Annotated in this window: 28 protein-coding genes and 1 pseudogene; 21 read left to right on the top strand and 8 right to left on the bottom strand. The window is 65.3% G+C overall.

Going from position 1 to position 24285, the window contains the following annotated elements; genetic code table 11:
- Positions 1–111: 111 nt before the first annotated feature.
- The 3 genes from WCY17_RS02990 to WCY17_RS02980 are packed head-to-tail and all read left to right on the top strand — an operon-like array spanning position 112 to position 2503.
- Entirely contained in the window at positions 112–915 is an 804-nt protein-coding gene (locus WCY17_RS02990; RefSeq protein ID WP_372700684.1) for a thiazole synthase, read from the top strand.
- A 40-nt stretch (positions 916–955) separates the two neighbouring features.
- The gene (gene thiD, locus WCY17_RS02985; protein WP_372700683.1) at positions 956–1792 is read left to right on the top strand and encodes a bifunctional hydroxymethylpyrimidine kinase/phosphomethylpyrimidine kinase; all 837 of its coding nucleotides are present in this window, start codon (positions 956–958) and stop codon (positions 1790–1792) included.
- Positions 1793–1822: 30 nt separating this feature from the next.
- The gene (locus tag WCY17_RS02980) at positions 1823–2503 is read left to right on the top strand and encodes a protein-L-isoaspartate O-methyltransferase (protein ID WP_372700682.1); all 681 of its coding nucleotides are present in this window, start codon (positions 1823–1825) and stop codon (positions 2501–2503) included.
- 69 nt (positions 2504–2572) lie between these two features.
- Here WCY17_RS02980 and rfaE2 read toward each other — a convergent pair.
- The 5 genes and pseudogenes from rfaE2 to ubiE all read right to left on the bottom strand — a co-directional run.
- Positions 2573–3052, bottom strand: a pseudogene (gene rfaE2, locus WCY17_RS02975) (D-glycero-beta-D-manno-heptose 1-phosphate adenylyltransferase); the annotation flags it as partial.
- Positions 3052–4620: a ubiquinone biosynthesis regulatory protein kinase UbiB gene (ubiB, locus tag WCY17_RS02970; protein ID WP_372700681.1), complete on the bottom strand. Its 1569-nt coding sequence runs from the start codon at positions 4618–4620 to the stop codon at positions 3052–3054. The pseudogene rfaE2 and the gene ubiB, both read right to left, overlap by 1 nt.
- Positions 4617–5237: an SCP2 domain-containing protein gene (locus WCY17_RS02965; RefSeq protein ID WP_372700680.1), complete on the bottom strand. Its 621-nt coding sequence runs from the start codon at positions 5235–5237 to the stop codon at positions 4617–4619. The genes ubiB and WCY17_RS02965 overlap by 4 nt, the downstream gene beginning before the upstream one ends.
- A 160-nt stretch (positions 5238–5397) precedes the next feature.
- Positions 5398–6351, bottom strand: a complete 954-nt coding sequence (locus tag WCY17_RS02960) for a Tim44 domain-containing protein (RefSeq protein WP_372700679.1) — start codon at positions 6349–6351, stop codon at positions 5398–5400.
- A 67-nt stretch (positions 6352–6418) separates the two neighbouring features.
- The gene (gene ubiE / locus WCY17_RS02955; RefSeq protein ID WP_372700678.1) at positions 6419–7183 is read right to left on the bottom strand and encodes a bifunctional demethylmenaquinone methyltransferase/2-methoxy-6-polyprenyl-1,4-benzoquinol methylase UbiE; all 765 of its coding nucleotides are present in this window, start codon (positions 7181–7183) and stop codon (positions 6419–6421) included.
- Between the two features lie 84 nt (positions 7184–7267).
- Here ubiE and phoB point away from each other — a divergent pair, with 84 nt between their 5' ends.
- Both phoB and phoR read left to right on the top strand, forming a co-directional pair.
- A complete protein-coding gene (phoB, locus tag WCY17_RS02950; RefSeq protein WP_372700677.1) occupies positions 7268–7963 on the top strand; it encodes a phosphate regulon transcriptional regulator PhoB in 696 nt (231 codons plus the stop codon).
- Between the two features lie 6 nt (positions 7964–7969).
- Positions 7970–9430 (top strand): phosphate regulon sensor histidine kinase PhoR, encoded by a 1461-nt coding sequence (gene phoR / locus WCY17_RS02945; RefSeq protein ID WP_372700676.1) that lies wholly within the window; start codon positions 7970–7972, stop codon positions 9428–9430.
- On the opposite strand, the gene ilvA is transcribed toward phoR, so the two are convergent.
- Entirely contained in the window at positions 9415–10923 is a 1509-nt protein-coding gene (gene ilvA / locus WCY17_RS02940) for a threonine ammonia-lyase, biosynthetic (RefSeq protein WP_372700675.1), read from the bottom strand. The two genes, phoR and ilvA, sit on opposite strands and share 16 nt — an antisense overlap.
- Positions 10924–11114: 191 nt before the next feature.
- Here ilvA and WCY17_RS02935 point away from each other — a divergent pair, with 191 nt between their 5' ends.
- Positions 11115–11702: a YqaA family protein gene (locus tag WCY17_RS02935; RefSeq protein WP_372700674.1), complete on the top strand. Its 588-nt coding sequence runs from the start codon at positions 11115–11117 to the stop codon at positions 11700–11702.
- A gap of 40 nt (positions 11703–11742) precedes the next feature.
- Here WCY17_RS02935 and WCY17_RS02930 read toward each other — a convergent pair whose 3' ends face one another.
- Positions 11743–12297: an adenine phosphoribosyltransferase gene (locus tag WCY17_RS02930; RefSeq protein WP_372700673.1), complete on the bottom strand. Its 555-nt coding sequence runs from the start codon at positions 12295–12297 to the stop codon at positions 11743–11745.
- 88 nt (positions 12298–12385) lie between these two features.
- Here WCY17_RS02930 and WCY17_RS02925 point away from each other — a divergent pair, with 88 nt between their 5' ends.
- The 10 genes from WCY17_RS02925 (at position 12386) to WCY17_RS02880 (ending at position 19936) form a co-directional block, all read left to right on the top strand.
- Positions 12386–13372, top strand: a complete 987-nt coding sequence (locus WCY17_RS02925) for an SIS domain-containing protein (protein WP_372700672.1) — start codon at positions 12386–12388, stop codon at positions 13370–13372.
- A complete protein-coding gene (locus tag WCY17_RS02920; RefSeq protein ID WP_372700671.1) occupies positions 13372–13974 on the top strand; it encodes a KdsC family phosphatase in 603 nt (200 codons plus the stop codon). The genes WCY17_RS02925 and WCY17_RS02920 overlap by 1 nt, the downstream gene beginning before the upstream one ends.
- Positions 13971–14585, top strand: a complete 615-nt coding sequence (gene lptC / locus WCY17_RS02915; RefSeq protein ID WP_372700670.1) for an LPS export ABC transporter periplasmic protein LptC — start codon at positions 13971–13973, stop codon at positions 14583–14585. Before WCY17_RS02920 ends, lptC begins: the two co-directional genes overlap by 4 nt.
- The gene (gene lptA, locus WCY17_RS02910; RefSeq protein ID WP_372700669.1) at positions 14582–15172 is read left to right on the top strand and encodes a lipopolysaccharide transport periplasmic protein LptA; all 591 of its coding nucleotides are present in this window, start codon (positions 14582–14584) and stop codon (positions 15170–15172) included. Before lptC ends, lptA begins: the two co-directional genes overlap by 4 nt.
- 13 nt (positions 15173–15185) lie before the next feature.
- On the top strand, positions 15186–15980 hold the full coding sequence (gene lptB, locus WCY17_RS02905; protein ID WP_372700668.1) for an LPS export ABC transporter ATP-binding protein: 795 nt from the start codon (positions 15186–15188) through the stop codon (positions 15978–15980).
- Positions 15981–16219: 239 nt separating this feature from the next.
- Positions 16220–16543, top strand: a complete 324-nt coding sequence (gene hpf, locus WCY17_RS02900; protein WP_372700667.1) for a ribosome hibernation-promoting factor, HPF/YfiA family — start codon at positions 16220–16222, stop codon at positions 16541–16543.
- Between the two features lie 66 nt (positions 16544–16609).
- Positions 16610–17107: a PTS sugar transporter subunit IIA gene (locus WCY17_RS02895; protein WP_372700666.1), complete on the top strand. Its 498-nt coding sequence runs from the start codon at positions 16610–16612 to the stop codon at positions 17105–17107.
- Entirely contained in the window at positions 17079–18035 is a 957-nt protein-coding gene (gene hprK / locus WCY17_RS02890) for an HPr(Ser) kinase/phosphatase (RefSeq protein ID WP_372700665.1), read from the top strand. Before WCY17_RS02895 ends, hprK begins: the two co-directional genes overlap by 29 nt.
- Positions 18036–18050: 15 nt before the next feature.
- A complete protein-coding gene (rapZ, locus tag WCY17_RS02885) occupies positions 18051–18926 on the top strand; it encodes an RNase adapter RapZ (RefSeq protein WP_372700664.1) in 876 nt (291 codons plus the stop codon).
- A complete protein-coding gene (locus WCY17_RS02880; protein ID WP_372700663.1) occupies positions 18923–19936 on the top strand; it encodes a septal ring lytic transglycosylase RlpA family protein in 1014 nt (337 codons plus the stop codon). Before rapZ ends, WCY17_RS02880 begins: the two co-directional genes overlap by 4 nt.
- 72 nt (positions 19937–20008) lie before the next feature.
- Here WCY17_RS02880 and rsmI read toward each other — a convergent pair whose 3' ends face one another.
- Positions 20009–20968 (bottom strand): 16S rRNA (cytidine(1402)-2'-O)-methyltransferase, encoded by a 960-nt coding sequence (gene rsmI, locus WCY17_RS02875; RefSeq protein ID WP_372700662.1) that lies wholly within the window; start codon positions 20966–20968, stop codon positions 20009–20011.
- A gap of 18 nt (positions 20969–20986) precedes the next feature.
- Between rsmI and WCY17_RS02870 the strand changes: the two genes are divergently transcribed.
- The 5 genes from WCY17_RS02870 (at position 20987) to argB (ending at position 24277) form a co-directional block, all read left to right on the top strand.
- Positions 20987–21487: a YraN family protein gene (locus tag WCY17_RS02870; RefSeq protein ID WP_372700661.1), complete on the top strand. Its 501-nt coding sequence runs from the start codon at positions 20987–20989 to the stop codon at positions 21485–21487.
- 66 nt (positions 21488–21553) lie between these two features.
- Positions 21554–22147: a phosphoheptose isomerase gene (locus WCY17_RS02865; RefSeq protein WP_372700660.1), complete on the top strand. Its 594-nt coding sequence runs from the start codon at positions 21554–21556 to the stop codon at positions 22145–22147.
- On the top strand, positions 22147–22842 hold the full coding sequence (locus WCY17_RS02860) for a BON domain-containing protein (protein WP_372700659.1): 696 nt from the start codon (positions 22147–22149) through the stop codon (positions 22840–22842). Before WCY17_RS02865 ends, WCY17_RS02860 begins: the two co-directional genes overlap by 1 nt.
- Positions 22839–23336, top strand: coding sequence for a peroxiredoxin family protein (locus tag WCY17_RS02855; protein WP_372700658.1), 498 nt, complete (start codon positions 22839–22841; stop codon positions 23334–23336). Before WCY17_RS02860 ends, WCY17_RS02855 begins: the two co-directional genes overlap by 4 nt.
- A gap of 38 nt (positions 23337–23374) precedes the next feature.
- Positions 23375–24277 (top strand): acetylglutamate kinase, encoded by a 903-nt coding sequence (argB, locus tag WCY17_RS02850; RefSeq protein WP_372700657.1) that lies wholly within the window; start codon positions 23375–23377, stop codon positions 24275–24277.
- Positions 24278–24285 lie beyond the last annotated feature (8 nt).

The following is a 24285-nucleotide window of genomic DNA, read 5'->3' as shown; positions in this document are numbered from 1 at the left end:
GGCACCCGCGCCGGAAACCGGTCGTGAACACCAGCCAGATGGATTATCCTTGTATATGGCGCCTGCTTTCCGCATCCGCCCCGTCTTCCGTACTGCATGCCCACGCTGATCATGACTGCCTCCGATACCCTCACCATTGCCCAACGCACCTTTCATTCCCGCCTGCTCGTAGGTACCGGAAAATACCGTGATTTCGAAGAAACCCGCCTGGCCATCGAAGCCAGTGGTGCCGAAATCGTCACGGTTGCCATCCGCCGAACCAACATCGGGCAGACGCCGGGCGAGCCCAATCTGCTGGATTTCCTGTCCCCCGAAAAATACACGCTGCTGCCCAATACAGCGGGTTGTTATACGGCAGACGATGCCGTGCGCACCCTGCGCCTGGCCCGTGAACTGCTCGATGGCCATGCGCTGGTCAAACTCGAGGTCCTTGGAGACGCGGGCAACCTGTTTCCCAACATGCCCGAAACCCTGGCTGCAGCCCGTACGCTCGTGGCCGACGGTTTCGAGGTCATGGTCTACTGCAGCGACGACCCCATCCAGTGCCGCATGCTCGAAGACATCGGGGTGGCGGCCGTCATGCCGCTGGCCTCGCTGATTGGTTCCGGCATGGGCATCCTCAACCCCTGGAACCTGCGCCTGATCATCGATCAGGCGCGCGTGCCGGTGCTGGTCGATGCAGGGGTCGGCACGGCCTCGGATGCCGCCATCGCCATGGAACTCGGCTGCGATGCCATCCTCATGAACACAGCCATCGCGGGGGCTCGAGAGCCGATCCGCATGGCCCATGCCATGCGCATGGCCGTCTGCGCCGGGCGCGAAGCGTTTCTGGCCGGGCGCGTGCGGCGAAAATATTACGATGCAGACCCCAGTTCTCCCAGTGAAGGGCTGCTGCCATCCACCCACGCCGCCTGAGCGCACGCCCGTTTTCAGTCCTTTTCAAGGTCGTTCGAGCATGTCCATACCCAACACTCTGTCCATTGCCGGTGTCGACCCCTCCGGGGGCGCCGGCATTCTGGCCGATGTCAAGGCCATGAGCGCCCTGGGGGCTTACGGCATGGCCGTCGTTGCCGCGCTGACAGCCCAGAATACACAGGCCGTCACGCATATTGCACCGGTACCGCCCGATTTCGTGGCCGCCCAGATCGACACCCTGTTCAGCGATGTACGGGTCGACGCGGTGAAGATCGGCATGCTGGGGCAGGCCGGGGTCACGCATGTCGTCGCCGAACGCCTGCAGCACTGGCAACCCGCCCACGTGGTGCTCGACCCGGTCATGATCGCCAAAAGCGGCGATCATCTGCTCGAACGCAGTGCGGTCCATGCGCTGCGCGAGGCCCTGATCCCCCTGGCCACCATCATCACGCCCAATCTGCCGGAAGCCGGCGTGCTCCTCGAGGAAACCGCGGTGGACACCCCCAAGGCCATGCGCCGGGTGGCCGAACGCCTGCGGCGCCTGATGGCCGATGACGGCCACCGCTGGGTACTCCTCAAGGGGGGGCATTTGCCGGGCGACGATACCATCGACATGCTGCACGATGGCGACCGGCTCTTTGAACTGCCGGGCCGGCGCATCCATACCCGCAACACGCACGGAACAGGCTGCACGCTGTCTGCGGCCCTGGCCGCGCTGCTGCCCCGCGTCAGCCCGGTTCCGGAAGCGGCGCGCCAGGCCAAGGCATATCTGGAAGGCGCCATCCGGGCCTCGGACCAGCTTCAGGTGGGCTCGGGGCATGGCCCCGTGCAGCATTTCCATGCCTGGTGGCCAGGCATGGCGCAGCCTGGCCTATAATCGGAGCCACATGAAATTCCGGGTTGCGACATGAACGTCAATGACATTGCCGAGGCCGACCGTGCCCGTTTCAACATGGTCGAGCAGCAGATCCGCCCATGGAACGTGCAAGACGAGCACGTCCTGCAGGCCATCTTCGACATGCCGCGCGAGCAATTCGTGCCCCGGCACCTGCGTGCACTGGCCTTTGCCGACACCGAACTGCCGCTGATCATCGATGGCCTGGATACCCGCGAAACCATGCTCTCACCCAAGGTCGAGGCGCGGCTGGCTGAAGCACTGCAATTGCAGCCCACCGATTGCGTTCTCGAGATCGGTACGGGGTCCGGCTACCATACTGCCCTGCTGTCACGCCTGTGCCAGCAGGTTACCAGCATAGAAATCGAACACTGCCTGACCCACTTCGCGCGCGCCAACCTGACCCGCGCCGGGGTTGGCAATGTCACGCTGGAAACCGGCGATGCCCATGCCGGTTGGGGGTCGGCCGAATACGACGCCATCCTGATCACCGGCTCGGTACCCACCGTGCCCGATACCCTGAAGTACCAGCTTGCAATCGGCGGGCGGCTGGTGGCCATCGTGGGGCGCAACCCCATCATGACCGCCTGTCGAATCACCCGCACCAGCGCAGCCAATTTCGAGATCGTCCAGTTGTTCGATACCTGGGCCAAACCGCTGCGCGGCACATGCCGGTCACGGTTCAGATTCTGAACCTGAGCGCTCTGAGCCTGAATGCTCTGAACCTGAACACCTGCGGCCTGCATGTGGGGCGCCCGTCGCTCTGATCTTCTGCACCAGGGCGGTCGTCGAGCGCTGGTGCTCGAAGGCAATGGCCACGGCCTGCCCGCCCCAGCGGCGCACCGCAGCCGTTTCCGGCAGGGCCTCCATATCGTAATCACCCCCCTTGACAATCAGATCCGGGCGCAAGGCCTCGATCAACTGCAAAGGCGTGTCTTCATCGAACCATGTGACAATCGAGACGCAGCCGACCGCCGCCAGAACCGCAGCGCGATCGGCCTCGCCGTTCAGGGGCCGGTCGGCGCCCTTGCCCAGGCGGCGTACCGACGCATCCGTATTCACGGCCACGATCAGGGTGGCCCCAAGTTGCGCCGCCCGGTCAAGGTACGTGACATGCCCGCGATGCAACACGTCGAACACGCCATTGGTGAACACCAGGGGCCGGGGCCAGCGGTTTTCGCGCAGCGCCTGCAGGCAGGCCTCGCGGCTGAGGATCTTGGCCTCGAAACGGGGCGGCGGCATCAGGACAGCCCCCCGCCAGAATGCATCAACACCCAGACCGCCAGACCCAGCCCGGTGGCCAGGATCACGCATGTGGCCAGCAGAAGGCGATTGGTGCGTTCACGGCCGCGGGTCAGCGCCTGCAATTCGGCGTGCAGCGCGGCGCCCTGATCCGGCCGGTTCAGCTGCATGTAGACCAGACGCGGAATCTGCGGCAGCAATTGCGACCACTGGCCCGCCTCTTGATCGAGCCGCTGGCGCAACCCGCGCCAGCCGATGCGCTCGTGCATCCAGCGCTCGAGAAAGGGCTTGGCGGTCTGCCAAAGATCCAGGTCGGGATCCAGTTCGCGGCCCATGCCCTCGACATTGAGCAGGGTTTTCTGCAGCAGGACCAGCTGGGGCTGGATCTCGACATGGAATCGGCGCGAGGTCTGGAACAGGCGCAACAGCACCTGGCCGAGCGAGATTTCTGCCAGTGGCCGATCGAAATAGGGCTCGCAGACCGCCCGTACCGCCCCTTCGAGCTCTTCTTCGCGCGTTGTGGCCGGCACCCAGCCGGACTCGATGTGCAACTGGGCGACACGCCGGTAGTCGCGCCTGAAGAAGGCCAGGAAATTCTGCGCCAGATAGTTCTTGTCGAATTCGGACAGCGACCCCACGATGCCGAAGTCGAGCGCAATGTACTGGCCCAGGGTGTCGGGCTCGTCGGACACATAGATGTTGCCGGGATGCATGTCGGCGTGGAAGAAACCGTCGGTGAACACCTGCATGAAAAAGATCTCGACCCCCTGCCGGGCCAGCCTGGGGATGTCCACCCCGAGCGCCTGCAGGCGCGCCACCTGGCTGACCGGTACACCACGCATGCGCTGCATCGTGAACACGGGCGTGGCACAGTATTCCCAGACCACTTCGGGCACCAGCAGCAAATGCTCGCGCCCGGTACCCGGCCCGAAATTGCGCCGCAACTGGCTGCAATTGGCCGCCTCGCGCACCAGATCGAGTTCATCGTGCAGGTACTTGTCGAATTCGGCCACCACTTCGCGGGGCTTGAGCCGGCGGCCATCAGGTGCCAGCCGTTCGACCAGCGCCGCCAGGGACCGCATGAGGGACAGATCGCGTTCTATGGCATCGCGCATGCCGGGCCGCAGGACCTTGACGGCCACTTCACGGCCATCGTGCAGCACCGCAAAATGCACCTGAGCGATGGAGGCCGATGCCACCGGATCGCGCTCGAAATGTGCAAACAGGTTTTCAGGCGCATCACCCAGGGCCTCGTGAATGATCGCTGCAGCCACATCGGATGGAAAAGGCGGGACGCGGTCCTGGAGCAGGGCCAGTTCATCGGCAATATCGGGCGGCACCAGGTCGCGGCGGGTGGAGAGCACCTGCCCGAATTTGACATAGATCGGCCCGAGCGTTTCCAGGGCCACGCGCAGGCGCTCGCCGCGCGCACGGCGCGGGCGCATGCCCAGGCGTACGATACGCAATAGCGTATGGGCACAGGGATGCTGCAGACTGGACAGCACCAGATCGTCGAGACGATAGCGCAGGCCGATCCAGAGGATGTAGATGAGACGGAACACGGTCATGGCATGCCACGCTCGAACTTGCGCAATCGGGTCTGCAAGCCATCCAGCGCGCCGCGCAGGGCGCTTTGGCGCGCCTGAAGCGCCTGCAGATCCGCATGCCCGGCCAGCAGACCGGATTCTTCGCGCAGGTACCCGGCCAGCAGGCCCTGCAGGCCCTGCCCTGCGCGCTGCAGCCCCCGCCCCATGGCATGCCCCCCTTGCACCAGCCGCACGGCGGGCCAGTCACCGACCACGCGGGCGAGATCGTCTTCGAAATCCCAGCGCAGGGTGGCGGCCAGGCCGGACAGCACCTGGGCCAGGGCGGCATCCCCTTCGATACGGGCCAGATCGACCACCCCCGCGAGGCCTCGCTGCTGCCATGCAGGCAGAATTTCGGCGCGCCGGGCCACCGGAATGGACAGCACGACATCGGGCTCGGTATCGACAAGGCCCGCCTGCAGGCGCCCCTCGGGCGTGATGCTGGCCTGCCAGTGCAACGGCCGGCCTGCCGTCAGGCGCAGGGATTTTCCCGCATGTGCAGCCAATTGCGCGGCAGCCTGAGTGTGCTGCTGGAGTACGTGGTTGATGCCCCGTATCAGGTACGTGGAGGGTGTGGGCAGAAATGACGGGATACGCATGAAGGTGCACCGGAACCAGACCCGACACTGATGCACACAGGGGCCTGGCCGCGCGGGCGAATCGGCCCCTGACGCAGCAGGGCCAGCAAAGGCTCCAGTTTACCGGTTTTGCAACGCGACTACGCCCGGACCGCGCACGCAGAAGCGCAAGCGACCGCGATCAGCGGGGTTCGATCTGCTGTATGCCGGCCAGAAGCCAGCCGGCACCCTGTGCCTTGTACAGGTTCCAGACTTCTTCGAAGCGCGACGCCTCGGCCCCGGCGCTTTCGCGCAGCATGCCTGAATAGCGCACGCTGGCCAGATGGCCGCCCGCCACGGCCTCGATACCCATCAGTTCGGCGTTGAGCAGCACCACTTCGGTGTGGTTGCCTTCGTCGGGGTGCGGCAGGCTCGGGGTGATTTCGACCAGCATGTCATCGGTGAGCAATTCGCCCAGTTGATCGCGATCCCCCGCATCCCACAAGGTCTGGATCCGGATGAACTGCTGCTTGGCCTGCTCGAGGAAGACCGGCACATCGAAATCGGCCGGAATGAACCAGCTGGCATCATGCGCCGTGGTCGATGCAACGGCCTCGATGACGGGCGCTGCCCCGGCAGACGGCCCTGGACTGGAGACATCATGCGCCTGCCGGTAGCTTTGCGACGCAGCGCCCGCGTGGCCACCTGCGCGCGCCGTGGCCATGGGTTGCTGGCTGGCACGCAGGCGCCGCACCAGGAACATGACCGCAAAGATCACCAACCCGATCAGCAGGGCGCTGGACAGGAACTCGAGCAGCGCGCCGGACAGGCCCAGGCTGGACAGCAGGGCCGCAATGCCCAGCCCGGCCGCGATACCGGCAATGGGCCCCAGCCAGCGCGACATGCCCGAGCGCGCGCTCGCCCCGGCTGCCCGGGCGCCCGCCGCACCGGCAACGGGTGCCGCGCTCTGAGGTGTGCTGCGCGCAGCAGGCGGTGTCACGGCCTGGCGCTGCTTCATGATATTGGTGGACTGGCGGCCGAAGCTCAGGCCGCCACCAAGGCGGCGCGCCTCGGCATCGTGCGTGACGGTCAGCATGGCCAGGGCTGCAAGCATGAGCAGCAGGCCAGGGAGCAGGCGGGCAAGGGATTGATTCATGGTTTCTCCGTCACGTCAGGCATCAAGCTGACAAAAAGCTGAACGAGATGGAAAGGTACCACAGAATTCAGTTCAGGCGAACGCCTTCGTGCAGGGCGACCACGCCGGCAGTGAGATTGAAATACTGCACGCGCTCGAGGCCCGCGGCGCGCAGCATGGCTGCCAGCGTCTCTTGATCGGGATGCATGCGGATGGATTCGGCCAGATAGCGGTAGCTGGCTTCATCACCCGCCACGCAACGGCCCAGCCTTGGCAGGACGTTGAAGGAATACCAGTCGTATGCCGGCGCCAGCACCGGATTCACCCGCGAGAATTCAAGCACCAGCAGCTTGCCGCCCGGCTTGAGCACCCGCCGCATCTCGGCCAGTGCGCGCTCTTTGTGGGTCATGTTGCGCAGGCCAAAGGCCACGCTGACGCGATCGAACCAGGCATCCGGAAAGGGCAGATGCTCGGCATCGCAGACGACCGCCGGCACCACGAAACCGGCATCGAGCAGGCGGTCACGCCCCACCCGGAGCATGGATTCGTTGATGTCGGTGAGCCAGACCTCGCCCTGCGCACCCGCACGCTGCGCAAAAGCGCGTGCGAGATCCCCCGTGCCACCGGCAATGTCGAGCACTTTCATGCCCGCCCGCACCTGTGCCCGGGCCATGGTGAAACGCTTCCAGAGCCGGTGCAGGCCGCCGGACATCAGGTCGTTCATCAGATCGTAGCGGGACGCCACCGAATGAAAGACATCGGCCACCCGCCGCGCCTTCTCGGATTCGGGTACGGACTGATAGCCAAAATGCGTGTGCGGCCCGGAGCCAGCGTCTTGTACGGACTTGTGCATGGTAGGCGTATCGTACCGCATTCACGGCATGGGCTCGCAGGAATGAAATAATGACGGCATGGCCTTTCATTTCTCCGAACGCGCATGACTGCCACCATCCTGGTCATCGAAGACGAACCCGCGATTCAGGCCCTGCTGTCGCTGAACCTCCAACGGGCAGGCTATCAGGTGCACTGTGCTGCATCGCTCAGGCAGGCACAGGCCAGCATCGGGCACGCGCGCCCTGATCTGATTCTGCTGGACTGGATGCTGCCCGATGGCTCCGGACTGCGCCTGGCCCGGCAATTGCGGTCGCAAGCACGCACACGGGACATCCCCCTGATCATGCTGACGGCGCGCAGCAGCGAACAGGATATCGTGGCCGGCCTCGAGGCCGGCGCGGACGACTATGTCGGCAAGCCGTTTTCAGTGCGCGAACTGCTGGCCCGGGTCCGCTCGCTGCTGCGTCGGCGTATGCCGCAGCTGAGCCAGGACATCACACAGGCGGGCCCCCTGCGGCTCGATCCCCAGATCCTCAGCGCCAGCAGCCATGGGCAGGTGCTGCCCCTGGGCCCCACGGAATTCCGCCTGCTGCACTTTCTGGCCACGCATGCAGGACGCGTCTACAATCGCGCCCAGTTGCTGGACCAGGTCTGGGGGGAACACACGACGGTCGAGGAGCGCACGGTCGACGTGCATGTGCGCCGCCTGCGCAAGGCTCTGGCGCCTGCCGGGCTGCAGGACACCATCCAGACCATACGCGGCGCAGGCTATCGTTTCGTGCTGCCCGCCAGGCTGTAGGACACCATGAACAAAACCCTTGTTTCGATTGCGCTATGGGCCCTGGGCGGGTGGCTGCTGGGCACCTGGCTGGGCGCCGCCACGGGCTGGGCCCTGTTTGCCGCCGGCTTGCTGCTGATGACCCTGGTCAGTGGCGTGCAACTTTCACGCATTGCACGATGGGTGCGTCAGATCGACGATCCACCGCCCCCGTCCGTCGGCCCCTGGGATGAAATCCTGGCGCCCATCTACCGCAAGCTCAAGCAGAACCGTCTGGACCTGAACGAACGAACGCGGAATTTCAACCGTGCCCTGCTCGCTGCCGAGGCCCTGCCAGACGGCGCGCTGACCCTGGCGCCCGATCAGAGCCTGATCTGGTGCAACCAGACCGCAGCCAGGCATCTCGGCCTGGATCTGGAACGCGACCGAGGCCACAGCATCCTGAACATCCTGCGCGACCCCCGGTTTGGCCGCTACGCCAGCCAGTCGCACTGGGACAGGCCCCTGATCCTGCAGCGCGGCTACGGCGCCCATCAACGTACCCTGTCCCTGCACCTGGCGCCTTATGGCGTGGGCCAATACCTGATGGTCACGCGCGATATCACCCAGATCGAACGCCTGGAGACCACCCGCAAGGACTTCGTGGCCAATGTCTCCCACGAGATGCGCACGCCGCTCACCGTACTGTCGGGTTTCATCGAGACCCTGCTCGACACGCCCCCGGAAGAACAGACTCCGGACACGCAGCGCCACTACCTGGCGCTGATGGCTGAACAGGCCCGCTGCATGCAGGCCCTGGTCGATGACCTGCTCACCCTGTCGGCTCTCGAGTCCACGACGCAGCAAACGGGGGTGCCGGTCGATATGGCGGCACTGATTCATGCCGCGCTGGATCAGGCGCGGGCGCTGTCCCAGGGGCAACACCAGTTCGAAGCACGGCTGGACGCGCATCTGCAGATCTGTGGACAGGCAGGCGAACTGGCGTCCGCGATCGGCAACCTGCTCACCAATGCGGTGCGCTACACCCCGCCCGGCGGCTCGATCACCGTCACCTGGGAGCAGACCACCTCGGGTGCCGCGGCCTGCCGGGTGGCCGATACCGGCATCGGTATCGCATCGGCCGACCTCCCGCGGCTGACCGAGCGCTTCTTCCGCGCCGACCGGGGGCGCTCGAGGGCCACGGGCGGCACGGGCCTGGGGCTGGCCATTGCACGCCACGTCGCCATGCGCCATGATGCCGAACTGCAGATCGAGAGCACACTGGGGCAAGGCAGCACGTTTTCAGTCATCCTGCCGCCGGCCCGGGTACTGACGGCCACCACGCAGCATGACGCGCCGGATCCGCAGCCAGCACGAGCCGTACCCGAGCCGGATCCACGGCCTGCGCAAGCGACACTCGAGCCCGAGCCGCAACCTGCGCAATCAGCACCCGAGCCCGAGCCGCAACCTGCGCAAGCGACGCCCGAGCCGGTTCAGAGAAACAGCTGATAGGCCGGGTTGTCGGACTCGTTCCAGTGCGGGTAGCCCAGCGTCGTGAGGAACGCCCTGAATGCCTTTTTGTCCGATGGCGGTACCTGGATACCCACCAGAATACGGCCATAGTCGTCGCCCTGGTTACGGTAATGGAACAGGCTGATGTTCCATTCGGGGTTCATGGCACCCAGAAATTTCATCAGGGCCCCCGGACGCTCGGGGAACTCGAAGCGATACAGGACTTCGTGGCTGGCCAGTTCCGAGTGCCCGCCCACCATGTAGCGCAGATGGGTCTTGGCCATTTCGTTGCCCGTCAGGTCCAGCGTGGGGAACCCCTGCTTGCGAAAGTGCGCTGCCAGCTTCTCGATTTCGGCTTCCGAACGGATCTGCAGGCCCACATACACATGCGCCTTTTCGGAGTCCGAAATGCGATAGTTGAACTCGGTCACCGCGCGCTGCCCCACGGCTTCACACAGGCGCAGAAAACTGCCGCGCTGCTCGGGCAGGGTGATGGCAAACAGCGCCTCGCGGGCCTCACCCACGTCGGCCCGTTCGGCCACGAAACGCAACCGATCGAAATTCATGTTTGCCCCGCACGTGATGGCCACCAGCGTCTTGCCCTTCCACTTGTGCTGCGCCACGTAGCGCTTGAGCCCGGCAACGGCCAGCGCCCCCGCGGGCTCGAGCACGCTGCGGGTATCCTGGAACACGTCCTTGATGCCTGCGCAGATCGCATCGGTATCGACCGTAATGAAATCATCCACGTATTCGCGCACCAGCCGAAAGGTCTCCTGGCCCACCTGCTTGACTGCAGTGCCATCCGAGAACAGCCCGACATCGGCCAGCTTCAGGCGCCTGCCGGCCTGCACGCTGCGTATCATGGCATTCGAGTCGTCGGTCTGCACGCCAATCACCTGGATCTCGGGGCGCAGCTGCTTGATGTATGCAGCCACCCCCGAGATCAGCCCGCCCCCCCCGATGGCCACGAACACGGCATCGATCGGGCCGGGATGCTGGCGCAGGATTTCCATGCCGATCGTGCCCTGGCCTGAAATCACGTCCGGGTCATCGAACGGATGCACGAAGGCCAGGCCCTCGCGGGTCTGCAGTTCGGCGGCATGCTCAGCCGCATCCGTGAAGCTGTCGCCATGCAGCACGACCTCACCGCCCAATGCCTTCACGGCGTCGATCTTGACCTGCGGCGTGGTCACCGGCATGACGATCACGGCCCGACACTTGAGGCGACTGGCGGCAAGCGCCACCCCCTGTGCATGATTGCCGGCCGATGCGGCGATCACGCCCCGCCTGAGCGTCTCGACAGGGAGATTGGCCATCTTGTTGTACGCGCCGCGCAATTTGAAGCTGAACACGGGCTGGGTGTCTTCACGCTTGAGCAGCACCGTGTTGCCGATGCGCCGCGAGATGCGCGTGGCCGGTTCAAGCGCGGTTTCGTGGGCGACGTCGTACACTTTCGAGGTCAGGATGCGTTTCAGGTAATCGACGGACATGGCAGGACTATCAGGGGTGCAGCCCCACTGCGCGCATGCGGCCCGGATGGCCGACAACCTGGGTCACGCCGTGTGCGGGCACGAAAGACGTGGGCACACTGACAAGGGGGCGAAAGCAAAAAAGAATATCACAGCTCGACAAATCGCCTGCCAGATCGTAGAGTGGCCGCTCGTGCTGCAACACCCGTCTTATGGAACTCTGGCTGCATTCCTCGATTCAGGCCTTGCTGGCGGCCCTGGCCCTGCCCAGCGTGGGCCTGCCTGCGATTTTCTTCGTGAGCCTGATCTCGGCCACCCTGTTGCCTCTGGGCTCCGAACCCGCCGTCTTTGCGTTCGTGCAGCTGGCGCCGCACATGTTCTGGCCCGCGGTGGCCGTGGCCACCATCGGCAATACGCTGGGCGGGGCCGTCACCTATGTCATGGGCGCCGGCGCGGAAACCCTCTGGCACCAATGGCGCGGCGCGCCACGCCAGACACCGGCAGCGTACCCCCCGAGCGACATATCCACGAGCGGCGCTACCCCTGCCAGGCACTCACCCGACCAGGCCGGAGGGCGCTGGCATCGGCTGGGCACCAACTGGTTCCAGCGCCTGGGCCCGCCGGCCCTGCTGCTGTCCTGGCTGCCCATCGTCGGCGACCCGTTGTGCGCAGTGGCCGGCTGGCTGCGCCTGCCCTTCTGGCGCAGCATCCTGTACATGGCCATAGGCAAATGCCTGCGCTACATCATCATGACGGCCGCCCTGCTGCACAGCTGGCCCTGGCTGTCGGGCTGGCTGTGATCGCGGCTTGCCGCAATCGCCGCGCCGAAGCCAGCCCGGTTCAGTCGCCCGTGTCGGAACCAAACGCACACACGGTATACACGGGCAAGCCCGAATCCCGCACCGCACGCGAACCCCCGAGATCGGGCAGATCGATGATGGCCGCCGCCTCGGCCACGTTGGCACCCAGGCGCTGCAAGAGCCGTGCCGCAGCCAGCATGGTGCCCCCGGTCGCAATCAGGTCATCGATGAGCAGCACCCGCTGGCCAGGGCGTACGGCATCCGTATGCATCTCGACCGCTGCATTGCCGTATTCGAGCGAATACTGCTCGGCTACCGTACGAAACGGCAGCTTGCCCTGCTTGCGCACCGGGACGAACCCCAGATTGAGCTCATAGGCCAGCACCGAACCCACGATGAAACCACGCGCATCGATGCCTGCCACGAGATCGAGGCGTTGGCGCATGTAGCGATAGACGAACAGGTCGATCAACACCCTGAACGAACGTGGATCCTGAAATACCGGCGTGATGTCGCGGAACATCACGCCAGGCTGCGGCCAGTCGGGTACCGTGCGTATCGTGTCACGCACGTACTGGGCCGGATCGGTTTGCATGGCAACACCCTGAAGGGAAAATGATTCGCGCCCAGTGTAACAAGCCGCGCCCCTGCATGGGCCGGCCGCAGCCGGGTAAAATGCGCGCATGCACCCATGCCCCGAACTGCGCCCGGACGCCATGCGCGCCAGTGCCCAACGCACCTTCCAGACCGAAATCCAGGCCCTGCAGGCCGTGCAGGCCCGGCTGGGGCCGGCCTTCGAACACGCCGTCACGGCCATCCTGGCCTGTTCGGGGCGCGTCGTCGTCACGGGCATCGGCAAATCCGGGCATGTCGCGCGCAAGATTGCAGCCACACTGGCGTCCACCGGTACGCCGGCATTCTTCATGCATGCGGCCGAAGCCATCCACGGCGACCTGGGCATGCTCACGGGCCAGGACATCCTGCTGGCGCTGTCCTATTCGGGCTCGGCCCAGGAACTCATCACCATCCTCTCGGTGGCCAAGCGCCTGGGCACGCAAATCATCGCCCTCACCGGCCATCCAGGCTCGGAACTCGCACAGAATGCCGATTTCGTGCTCGATGCCGCCGTCGAACACGAGGCCTGTCCGCTGAACCTCGCCCCTACGGCCAGCACCACGGTCGCACTGGTCCTGGGCGACGCACTGGCGGTCGCCTGTCTCGAAGCACGCGGGTTCAACCGCGAGGACTTTGCCCGCTCGCACCCGGGGGGCGCGCTGGGTCGCCGCCTGCTCACCACGGCGGGCGATATCATGCGCCACGGCGCGGCGTTGCCCTGCGTACACCCGGACACACTGATTCCCGATGCGCTGGCCGAAATGTCCGCCAAGGGCATGGGCATGACGATCGTTCTGCGCGGGCGCACGCCCGTGGGGATCTTCACCGACGGCGACCTGCGCCGCCTGCTCACGCGCCTGGGCGACATCCGCCAGATGACGGTCGCGGACGGCATGAGCCCGCACCCGCGCAGCATCGCGCCGCAGGCATTGGCCATCGAGGCCGCCACGATCATGGATGCCCACAAGCTCAGCCAGATCCTGGTGGTCGATGCCGACGGGCTATTATTGGGGGCATTGCACATGCACGACCTGCTCGCTGCCAAGGTGATCTGATGAACGAGCTGCCTGGTTTCTCGCACCCTGCCGAAGCCCAGATCCTCGCCCGCATCCCGGCCGAGATCCTGGGCCGTGCACGCAGTGTGCGCCTGATGGTGTTCGATGTGGATGGCATCCTGACCGACGGCAGCCTCTGGTACGGCCACCAGGGCGAGGCCGTCAAGGCCTTCAATGCGCTCGATGGCCACGGCCTGCGACTGCTGCGCGAGCAGGGCATCCGGGTGGCCTGGGTCAGCGGGCGCAAGAGCGAGATCACGGCCCGACGAGCGGCCGAGCTGGGCATTTCACCCGCCCTGCAGGGTGTGCACGACAAGATCGGCACCCTCGAGCAGCTGGCCCGTGAAGCGGGGCTGAACCTGCAGGATACAGGCTACATGGGCGACGACATCATCGATCTGCCGGCATTGCGCGCCTGTGGCTTTGCGGTCAGTGTGCCCAATGCGCCGTTCTACATCCGGCAGGCGGCGCACTGGGTCACGGAACTCGGCGGTGGCCGCGGCGCCGTGCGCGAATGCTGCGACCTGATCCTGGCCGCCCAGGGGCGCCTGAGCGCCTGTTTCACGACCCGCCTGTCCACCCTCGGCGGGGCGATCCAGTGAAAGAACGCATGCCGGGCCTGGTGGCCATCCTGCTGCTGGGCCTGTTGGTGCTGGGCACCTGGTGGGCCTCGGATTACGCCCTGCAGTCGATCCAGATCGATCCACCGCGGCGCCTGACTCACGAGCGTGATTCCTGGTCGGGCGCCTTCGTCATGGTGCGCAGCGATGCCCGCGGCCAGGCCGTCAACCGCCTCGAAGGCACCGCCATGGAGCACTTCCCCGACACCGACAGCTACGAAATCGACCATCCTCGCGCGGTCGGGCACCAGCCGGATTCCCCGGTCACAGTCGGCACGGCCTTGCACGGCGAACTCGACCAGAAAGGCGAGCGCATCGTGCTCACGGGCGATGCCCACCTGCAGCGCCTGGCCACCCCCGAGAGCAAGCTGCTCGATGTGCGCAGCGAAAAGCTCGTGATCGAACCGGAGCACGACCTCGTGCACACCGACCAACCTGCCGTGGTCATCCACGGCACATCCACCCTGCGGGGCACCGGCATGCGCTACGATAACCGTACCCGCCAGCTGACTGTCACGGCAGGCAGCAATGTCAAGATTTCGGGCGAAGACCAGGCTGCCCGAACCTCTGGCCAAAAGGACCCACAGCCATGAAATCATTGCGATCGACCCTGCTGTCCGGCGCGACCATCGCCTTCCTGATCCTGTTCGGCACATCCGCCACCATGGCCCAGACCAGTGAACCCGAGCCCGAGACCGTCATTCTTGCCGACACCCTGCACTACGATGACATCAGCAAGGTGAGCACATTCACCGGCAACGTCATCCTGACGCGCGGCAACATGACGCTGCACGGCGAAAAGCTGGTCACCCGCGAAGATGACCAGGGCAATCAGTTCGGCACGGCCACACCGGCGCCCGGCAAGATGGTCACCATCCGTCAGGAAAACCCCGAAAAATACGAAACCCTGATCGCCACCGGGCTGCAGGCCGACTACGACGGCCGCAGCGGCGACGTGATCCTCACCGGCCAGGCGACCGTCACGCGCCAGATCTGCGGTGAAACCCTCGACAACGTTCGCGGCGCACGCATCATCTATCATCAGAAATCAGGTACATACGAAGCCTTCGGCGGGAAGGACTCGGCGGCCTCCGGTGGGCGCGTGCGCTCTCTGGCCCAGCCCCAGTCACGCATCGATCAGGCCACCGCGCGCTGCAAGGCGGCCGGCGCCAAACCCTGAACGTCCCTGCTCCATGCCCGAAAATGCCACTCTTGCACGCACCGGCGATGCGGACCTGCAGCGTACCCACGGCAGCCTGCAGGCGATCGGCCTGGGCAAGACCTTCGGGCGACGCACGGTGGTCCAGGATGTCTCACTGAAGGTCGACAGCGGCGAGGTGGTCGGCCTGCTGGGGCCCAACGGGGCCGGGAAGACCACCAGTTTCTACATGATCGTCGGCCTGATTCCGGCGGATACCGGTCGCATCCTGATCGACGATCACGAGGTCTCGGGGCTGCCCATGCACCGCAGGGCACGCCTGGGCCTGTCCTATCTGCCTCAGGATGCATCCGTGTTTCGTCGCCTGACGGTCGAACAGAACATCAGGGCCGTGCTCGAGCTGCAGCGCGATGGCGAGGGCCGGGCGCTTTCACCCGCAGCCCTCGAGGCACGGCTCGAGTCACTGATCGATGAACTCCAGATCGGCCATATCCGCAGCAACATGGCGCTGTCACTGTCCGGTGGCGAGCGGCGCCGCGTCGAGATTGCCCGGGCTTTGGCCACTCACCCCCGCTTCATCCTGCTGGACGAACCCTTCGCCGGGGTGGATCCGATCGCGGTGATCGAAATCCAGCGCATCGTGCAGTTTCTCAAGAGCCGCAACATCGGCGTACTGATCACCGATCACAACGTGCGTGAAACCCTGGGGATCTGCGACCGCGCCTATATCATCAGCGAAGGCCGGGTGCTGACCAGCGGCCACCCCGAAGAAATCGTCGACAACGAAGCCGTGCGCCAGGTGTACCTGGGCAAGAACTTCCGCATGTAGGCCTGGCACACGGCACGGTGCCTGCAGGCCCTGGCCCGGCATGTGGCGGGCCGCCGCAGGGCGCTGGACCCGATATGCAACAGGCCACCGCAGGGCGCCCGAGCCCGATAGGCGACGGACCGCTGCAGGCGCCCCCGACGCCGTATATCCCTATAGCATACAACGGCGCACGGGGCTTGCTGCAGGCCCCGCTTTGGGTACACTGGAGTGGCACTTTCACTGCGCAAGGAGTCCGCACCATGAGCCTGACCATTACTGGCCGCAATCTGGAAATCACCCCCGCCATCCGTGAGTACGTCAACACCAAGACCGCGCGCGTATTGCGCCACTTCGATCAGGTCATAGACAGTCAGGTCACCCTGTCGATCGAGCCGCTCAAGCATACGGCTGAAATCACCCTGCGCCTGCGTGGCAAGGATCTGCATTGCGAGGCGTCCGACCAGAACCTGTACGCAGCCATCGACCTTCTGGTCGACAAGGCCGACCGCCTGGTGATCAAGCACAAGTCCAAGGCGCAGGACCACGGCAATGAAGCGATCAAGCGTCAGGAAATCACGACCTGAAACGGGTCCGGTTCCCCGGGGCGGGCAACAGGCCCGCTTCGGGGTACTCGCACTATAATGTGCGCCATGAATCTCACCCCCCGTATCCTGCCACCCGAGAACATTGTTCTCGATCTGGCAGCCACCAGCAAGAAGCGGGCTTTCGAACATGCCGGGCTGCTGTTCGAGAACCATCAGGGCGTGGCACGCATGTCGGTCTTCCACAGCCTGCTGGCACGTGAACGGCTGGGTTCCACGGCACTTGGCCACGACGTGGCCATCCCGCACGGGCGCCTGAAGGATTTGCGCGAACCGCATGCGGCGTTCATCCGGCTGTCCGAGCCGGTCCGCTTCGATGCAAATGATGGGCGTACTGCACGCCTGCTGTTCTTTCTGCTGATGCCCGAAACCGCCACCCAGATGCACCTCGACCTGCTCGCCTGCATTGCCCGGCTCATGTCGGATGCCGAAATCCGGCACACCCTGGCGCATTCGAACGACGTGGCCGAAGTGCATCAGCTGATTCTCTCGGGCGGCAATGAGCCGCACATCGAACATGCTGAGCATCCCAGAGCTGATCCATGACAACCACGAGAAGATCCCCTTCTCGTGGGTGGCCGGCCAGGACACCGCCGACCAGCGGGTGATCCCGGATGCCCACGGCTCGGGGGCCGATCTGATCGGCCACCTCAATCTCATCCATCCCGGCCGCATCCAGGTGTTCGGCGCCGAAGAAATGGCCTACTTCAGGCGCCTGAACCTGCATCGGCGACACAACCTGCTCGAAGACCTGCGTGCGGGCAAAGTGCCTGCCATCATTCTTGCCGCCGGCACCGAAGCGCCCGATGACCTGCTGAACTACTGTCGCGAGCAGCAGATCCCCCTGCTCGCCACGCCCTTCGAGGCCGCTCTGCTGATCGACCTGCTGCGCATTTACCTGGGCAAGCGCATGGCACCGAAAATGACGGTGCATGGCGTCTTCATGGACGTACTGGGGCTCGGTGTCCTGATCACGGGCGAATCGGGCCTGGGCAAGAGCGAACTGGCCCTCGAGCTGATTTCACGCGGCCACGGGCTGGTGGCCGACGACGCGGTCGAGCTGTCACGCACGGCGCCCCATTTCGTCGAGGGTCAATGCCCGCCACTGCTGCAGAATCTGCTTGAAGTTCGTGGTCTGGGCCTGCTCGACATCCGCACCATATTTGGTGAAACCTCGGTGCGCCGCAAGATGAAGATCAAGCTGATCGTCCATCTGGTGCGTCTGAACGCCGAGCACTTCGAGCGCCTGCCCACACAGGATGAGCATCAGGATGTCCTTGGCATCCCCATCCGCAGGGTGATGCTGCAAGTGGCTGCCGGACGCAACCTCGCCGTGCTGGTCGAAGCCGCCGTGCGCAATACCATCCTGCAACTGCGCGGGATCGACACCATGGGTGACTTCATCGAGCGCCAGGCCCTGGCGATCATGCAAAGCAGCCGCGACGCTCTGGCCGACAAGCCAGGGGCGCGCTGAAGCCGGGGGCCGGCCATGCTGAACATCGTGCTCATCACCGGCATTTCGGGTTCGGGCAAGTCCGTGGCCCTGCGCATGCTCGAAGACACGGGCTATACCTGCATAGACAACCTGCCGGTGCGCTTCCTGCATGAATTCATCGCCAGCACACAGGACACTGGCCTGCAGCAGGTGGCCGTGGCCATCGATGTGCGCACCCCCGGTGATCTGGATGAACTGCCAGGCGTCCTGACGAGCCTGCGCGCCATGGGTCGGGCCCTGCACGTGGTGTTTCTCGAGGCCAGCGATGAAACACTGATCCAGCGCTACTCAGAGTCGCGACGGCGTCACCCCCTCACCGATCGCCTGCAGCGCGAGGGGCTGGACGCCTCATTGAAGGACTGCATCGCGCGCGAGCGCGACATGCTGGCCCCGCTGCGCAACCAGGAACACGTGATTGACACATCCGATCTCACCCCCGGGCAATTGCGCGCCTGGATACGCGACCTGGTGCGCGCCAACCATCGGGCGATCATCCTGACTTTCGAGTCATTTGCCTACAAGCGGGGTGTGCCCAACGATGCAGACCTGGTCTTCGATGTGCGCTGCCTGCCCAACCCCTACTACGACCGCACCCTGCGCCCGCAGACCGGGCGTGATCCGGCAGTGGCCGCGTGGCTCGAGGCATTCGAGGCCGTACCCGCGATGGTGGACGACATCGCCGGGTTCATTCGCAAATGGCTGCCGCTCTACATGCAGGATACGCGCAACTATCTCACCATCGCCATCGGCTGTACCGGCGGTCAGCATCGCTCGGTCTATGTCACCGAGCAGCTGGCCCGGCGGTTCAGTGACCACACCCCCCTGCTGGTGCGCCATCGCAACCCCCTGCTGCAGGATACAGACCCATGAACCCGCCCGTCCGGATCCCTCCGGCAGGCCGCGTGCCCGACGACCTGTCGCCCACCCTGCAACGGGCCGGCCGGCTGCTGCTGGCTCTGGCCTGCAGCGCGATCCTGGGTGCCTGTGCCTCGCGCCCGGGCGGCTATTACAAAGACGACGGGCCCGGGGCCCGGATACCCGCTGATGTCGCCGCCATCCCGAACGCCGTGCCACGCGTCGAACAGCATGCCCCGGCAAATTTTCGCCCCTACGAAGTCTTCGGCGTGCGCTACCAGCCCCTGGCCGAGAACCAGCCTTACGAACAAACGGGCACTGCATCCTGGTATGGCCGCAAATTCCACGGCGCACGTACGGCCAATGGCGAAATCTACGACATGTACACCATGACCGCGGCCCACCCGACCCTGCCACTGCCCAGCTATGCGATCGTGACACGGCCGGCCAACGGCCGCAGCATCATCGTGCGCATCAATGACCGCGGGCCGTTCCACTCGGGCCGCATCATCGATCTTTCGTGGGTGGCTGCCGCCAAGCTGGGTCTGATCGGGCCAGGCAGCGGCACCGTGGTGGTCAAGGCGATCACCAACTCGGACATCCTGGCCGGGCACTATCCGGGGGGATCGCCCGATACGGCGACGGCCATTGCGCGTGCACCCACAGGCTTCACGACGCCAGTCGCGACAGCCTCGCCACCCGTGGCGCCCGGTGAGGCGGCCGATCCGGCCGCGACCCCTGTCGACCCCGAAGGCCTGGCGCACGTCCGGCACGAGCCGGCCGGGGGCGGCATATACCTGCAGTATGGTGCGTTTTCCTCGGCTGACAATGCGCAGGCACTGGCCACACGGGTCAATACCAGGCTCGAGGGCCTGGGCATCCCGGTGTCGGTCAGCCGCCAGGCAGCCCTGTACAAGGTGCGCTCGGGGCCCTATCCGTCACGTGATCAGGCCGCACAGGATGCTGGCCTGCTGCTCGAAACCCTGGGCTTGCAGCCGGTGATTGCCCTGGATCAGGGCTTCTGAGCCACGCGGCTTCTGAGTCACACGGCTTCTGAGTCACGCGCGCAAGCAGAGTGCAAGAACGACACCCCCCGATCAGGACGCGGAATCGCAGGCCCCCCGATGTGCCAGTGCCCACGTGTACAGACTGTCGCGCGAAAGCCCGGTCAGCCGCGCGCCGATGCGCACGGCATCGCGTACCGACAGTTCATCCAGCAAGACCTGCATGAGGTGCTGGTCTGCTTCTGCAAGCCCGACAGAAGCAGCAGGCGGCACCGGCGGCGTGTGCACGACCAGCACGAATTCACCCTGGCGCCGGTGCGCATCGGCTGCGAACCAGGCCATCACGTGCTCCAGAGGCAAGGTCACGATCTCTTCGTGCCGTTTGGTCAATTCGCGTCCAATTGTGATATTTCGCAACGGCCCAGCCAGTTCGAGCAGATCCGCCAATGCCCGTTGCACCCGGTGCGGTGCCTCGAAAAAGACCACCGGGATGGGCAGCGCCAGCCAGTCGGGCAGCCATGCGCGCCGGGCCGCTGCCCTGGCCGGCATGAACCCCGCAAAGGCAAAACCCGGGCTCTCATCCGTCGTGGCCCCACAGGCCATGAGCACGGTGATCACGGCGCTGGGCCCGGGAATCGGTACCACCCGAAACCCGGCCAGACGCACCTGCCGCACGATGCGTGCGCCTGGATCGCTGACGGCCGGCGCCCCCGCATCGGACACCAGTGCAACCCGCGCCCCGGCCCGCAGACGCTCGAGGATGCGGCCGGCCACGGACTGTTCGTTATGCCGATGTGCGGCCAGCAGGGGCACGTCCAGCCCCCAGGCCTGCAGCAGGCTGCGGGTGGTGCGGGTGTCTTCCGCCGCGACCACATCGCACTGGCGCAGGGCTTCCAGTGCGCGCAGGCTCAGATCGGCCAGGTTTCCGATCGGCGTGGCCACCACATACAGGCAGGCCTCGGGCCAGGATTGCCCGGCGACCAGCCGGGCGTGATATTCCCATGCCGGCGTGCCCTGCCCGTCGTGATTGTTCGTCATACTGGCCTTGTGCATTCCCTGTGTTCCTGAATCGTGCCCCACCCGCCCGCATGCCCTTACGAAATTGCCCGACTGGCCCAGGAAAAGGCCCTGCGGCAGGTCTCGCGCCGCCGCGCCCTGCAGGGCCGCCAGCCGCCACGGCGACAGTTGTCCCTGGCCAGCGGTTCAGCCACCCAGCGCCAGGGCCACGCGGCCGAGCAGCGGGCCCGCGACTACCTGACACGGCAGGGCCTGCGGATCATTGCCAGCAACCTGCGCTGCCGCTGGGGTGAAATCGACCTGCTGGCGCTCGATGACCAGGTGCTGGTGTTCGTTGAGGTACGCGAACGCAATGCCCTTACCCACGGCAGCGCCGCTGCCAGTGTAAACCGCCGCAAGCAGTTGCGCCTGGTTCGCACGGCGCAGTACCTTCTGGCCCGGCTGGGTAGGCGGCTGGACATGCCCATCACCGGGCACGCGCCGGCTTGCCGCTTTGATGTCCTCACCTTCCAGGGCGGCCACGTATGCTGGATCCGCCAGGCCTTCGAGGCCTGAAACCGGGCCGGGATCCGTTTGGAATCTGTTACCTTGACAGCATTTCACTCATGCGATAATGACCCCATGGACATACCACAGCGCATGGCGGCGCATTTCGACGCGGCCATCCAGACCCTGCAGGCCAACGCCGGCACCCTGACCCCCATGCTCGCCTCGGGGGTGGATCTGCTGTTCTCGGCCATTACCGGAAATGCCCGTATCCTGGCCTGTGGCAACGGCGGCTCGGCCACCGACGCCCAGCACTTCGTGGCGGAACTCGTGGGCCGCTTCGAACGCGAGCGCCTGCCGCTGGCCGGTCTGGCGCTCAACAGCGACACCGCCATCCTGACGGCGGTCGGCAACGACTACGGCTTCGAGGCCGTGTTCGAGCGTCAGGTCAATGCCCTGGGGCAGCCGGGCGATGTGCTGGTGGCCCTGTCCACCAGTGGCAATTCTCCCAACGTGCTGCGGGCCATCGAAGCCGCCCACGATCGTGAAATGTCCGTCATCGCCCTCACCGGCAAGGGCGGCGGCAGGGTGGGCGAGCTCCTGCAGGCCACCGACGTCCATCTCTGCGTGGCACACGACCGTACCATGCGTATCCAGGAAGTCCACATCCTGCTCCTGCATGCCCTGTGCGACGGGATCGACGCCCTGCTCCTCGGAGATTCAGCCTGATGCCCCAAGCCATCCTGCACGCCCTGCGCATCGTGTCCACCCTGCTGGCCCTGAGCCTGCTGGCCGGCTGCGCCGCAGTGGTCGTGGGCGGTGCCACCACGACGGCGCTGGTGGCCTCCGACCGGCGCTCCACAGGCGAGCAGGTCGACGACCAGACCATCGAACTGCGTGCCGACAGCGAACTCGAACAGGCCTTCGGCGACCAGGCGCGCATCAGCGTCATGTCCTATGCGGGGCGGGTCCTGCTGATCGGCGATGTCCCCTCCGAAGCCGACAGGCAAAAGGCGACGGACATCGTGCGTGGCATCTTCCGCGTCAAATCCGTCGACAATTTCCTGCGCGTGGGCAACATCACGCCCTTCAGTGTGCGCTCGAACGACACCTGGATCACTTCGAAGGTGAAGAGCCAGTTGATCGCCACCAAGGATGTGCCATTTCGTACCATCAAGGTCATGACCGAACGCGGCACCGTATACCTCATGGGCAAGGTCACGGCCCCAGAGGGCGAGCGTGCAGCCAAGGCCGCCGCGACTGTCGCGGGGGTCAATAAAGTCATAAAATTGTTTGATGTCGTCACCCCCGAGGCCCTGAGGGAAGAATATTCCGATTCGCCCACCGCGGCAGAACCTGCAGCCGCCGGGTCTGGCTCGCAGGCCGCGGGTGACCCCGAAACCCAGGCACTGCCCGTGAAATGAAAAAACTGCTGATTGGGCTGGTGGTCGTGGCCGCCCTGGGCGCCACGGCCATCTGGCAATTCCAGGGCGCTGCGCAGGCCGCGCCACAGGTCACGTTCACCGCGCTCGATGGCCAGCAGGTCACCACCCACGACCTGCGCGGCAAAGTGGTGCTGGTCAAGTTCTGGGCGACCAGCTGCACCACCTGTGTCGCACAGATGCCCGATACCATCCGGCATTATCAGGATCTCAAGGCGCGCGGCTTCGACACCATCGCCGTGGCCATGGCCTATGACCCGCCCCGCTACGTCAAGAACTTCGCGACCACGCGCGCGCTGCCCTTTCCGGTCGTGCTCGATGCCGATGGGACGCTGGCGCAAGCCTTTGGCGACATCCGCCTGACACCCACTGCCATCCTGATCGACCGGCAGGGCCACATCATCAAGCGCTATCTCGGCAACTACGACGAACAGGCCTTCATGGCCACCGTCGAAAAAGCCCTGGCGTCCTCCTGATACTCACCGACTCCGACACACCGACTCCGATCCCCGAGATGAATCCCGAGAACCCGATGCCGTCCCTGCCCGATGCCGTCAAGGCCGAAGTCCTCTCCGAGGCCCTGCCATACATCCGGCGTTTTCACGGCAAGACGGTGGTGATCAAGTACGGCGGCAACGCCATGACCGACGAAGCCCTGCAGCGCGGTTTCGCCCACGACGTGGTGCTGCTCAAGCTGGTCGGTCTCAATCCGGTCGTGGTGCACGGTGGCGGGCCGCAGATCAACAGCGCGCTCGAGCGGCTGGGCAAGAAAGGGGTATTCGTGCAGGGCATGCGGGTGACGGATGCCGAAACCATGGAAGTCGTCGAATGGGTGCTGGGTGGCCAGGTGCAGCAGGACATCGTGATGATGATCAATCAGGCCGGTGGCAAGGCGGTCGGCCTGACCGGCAAGGATGGCTGCCTGATCCAGGCGCGCAAAAAACGCATGCCCGACGAACAGAACCCCGGCCAGATGCTCGACATCGGCTTCGTGGGCGACATCGAACGCATCGAGCCGGCGGTGGTCAAGGCCCTGCAGGACGATCAGTTCATCCCGGTGATCTCGTCCATTGGCTACAGCACCGACGACGGCCAGGCCTACAACATCAACGCGGATGTCGTGGCCGGCAAGATCGCCGAAGTGCTGGGCGCAGAAAAGCTGGTCATGCTCACCAACACCCCGGGGGTACTCGACAAGAACGGCCAGTTGCTGCGCAGGCTGTCGGCGCAGACCATAGACGAGCTCTTCCACGACGGCACGCTCTCGGGCGGCATGCTGCCCAAGATTTCCTCAGCGCTCGATGCGGCCCGTTTCGGGGTCAATTCGGTGCATGTCATCGACGGCCGGGTGCCCCACTGCCTGTTGCTCGAAATCCTGACCGATCGTGGCGTGGGCACCCTGATCAGCGCGCACTGAGCGCGCCA

The organism is Castellaniella sp., from assembly GCF_041677825.1.
Lineage (GTDB): Bacteria > Pseudomonadota > Gammaproteobacteria > Burkholderiales > Burkholderiaceae_B > Castellaniella.
Note: the sequence above shows the minus strand (reverse complement) of the source record. Positions and strands in the feature narration are given on the sequence as shown.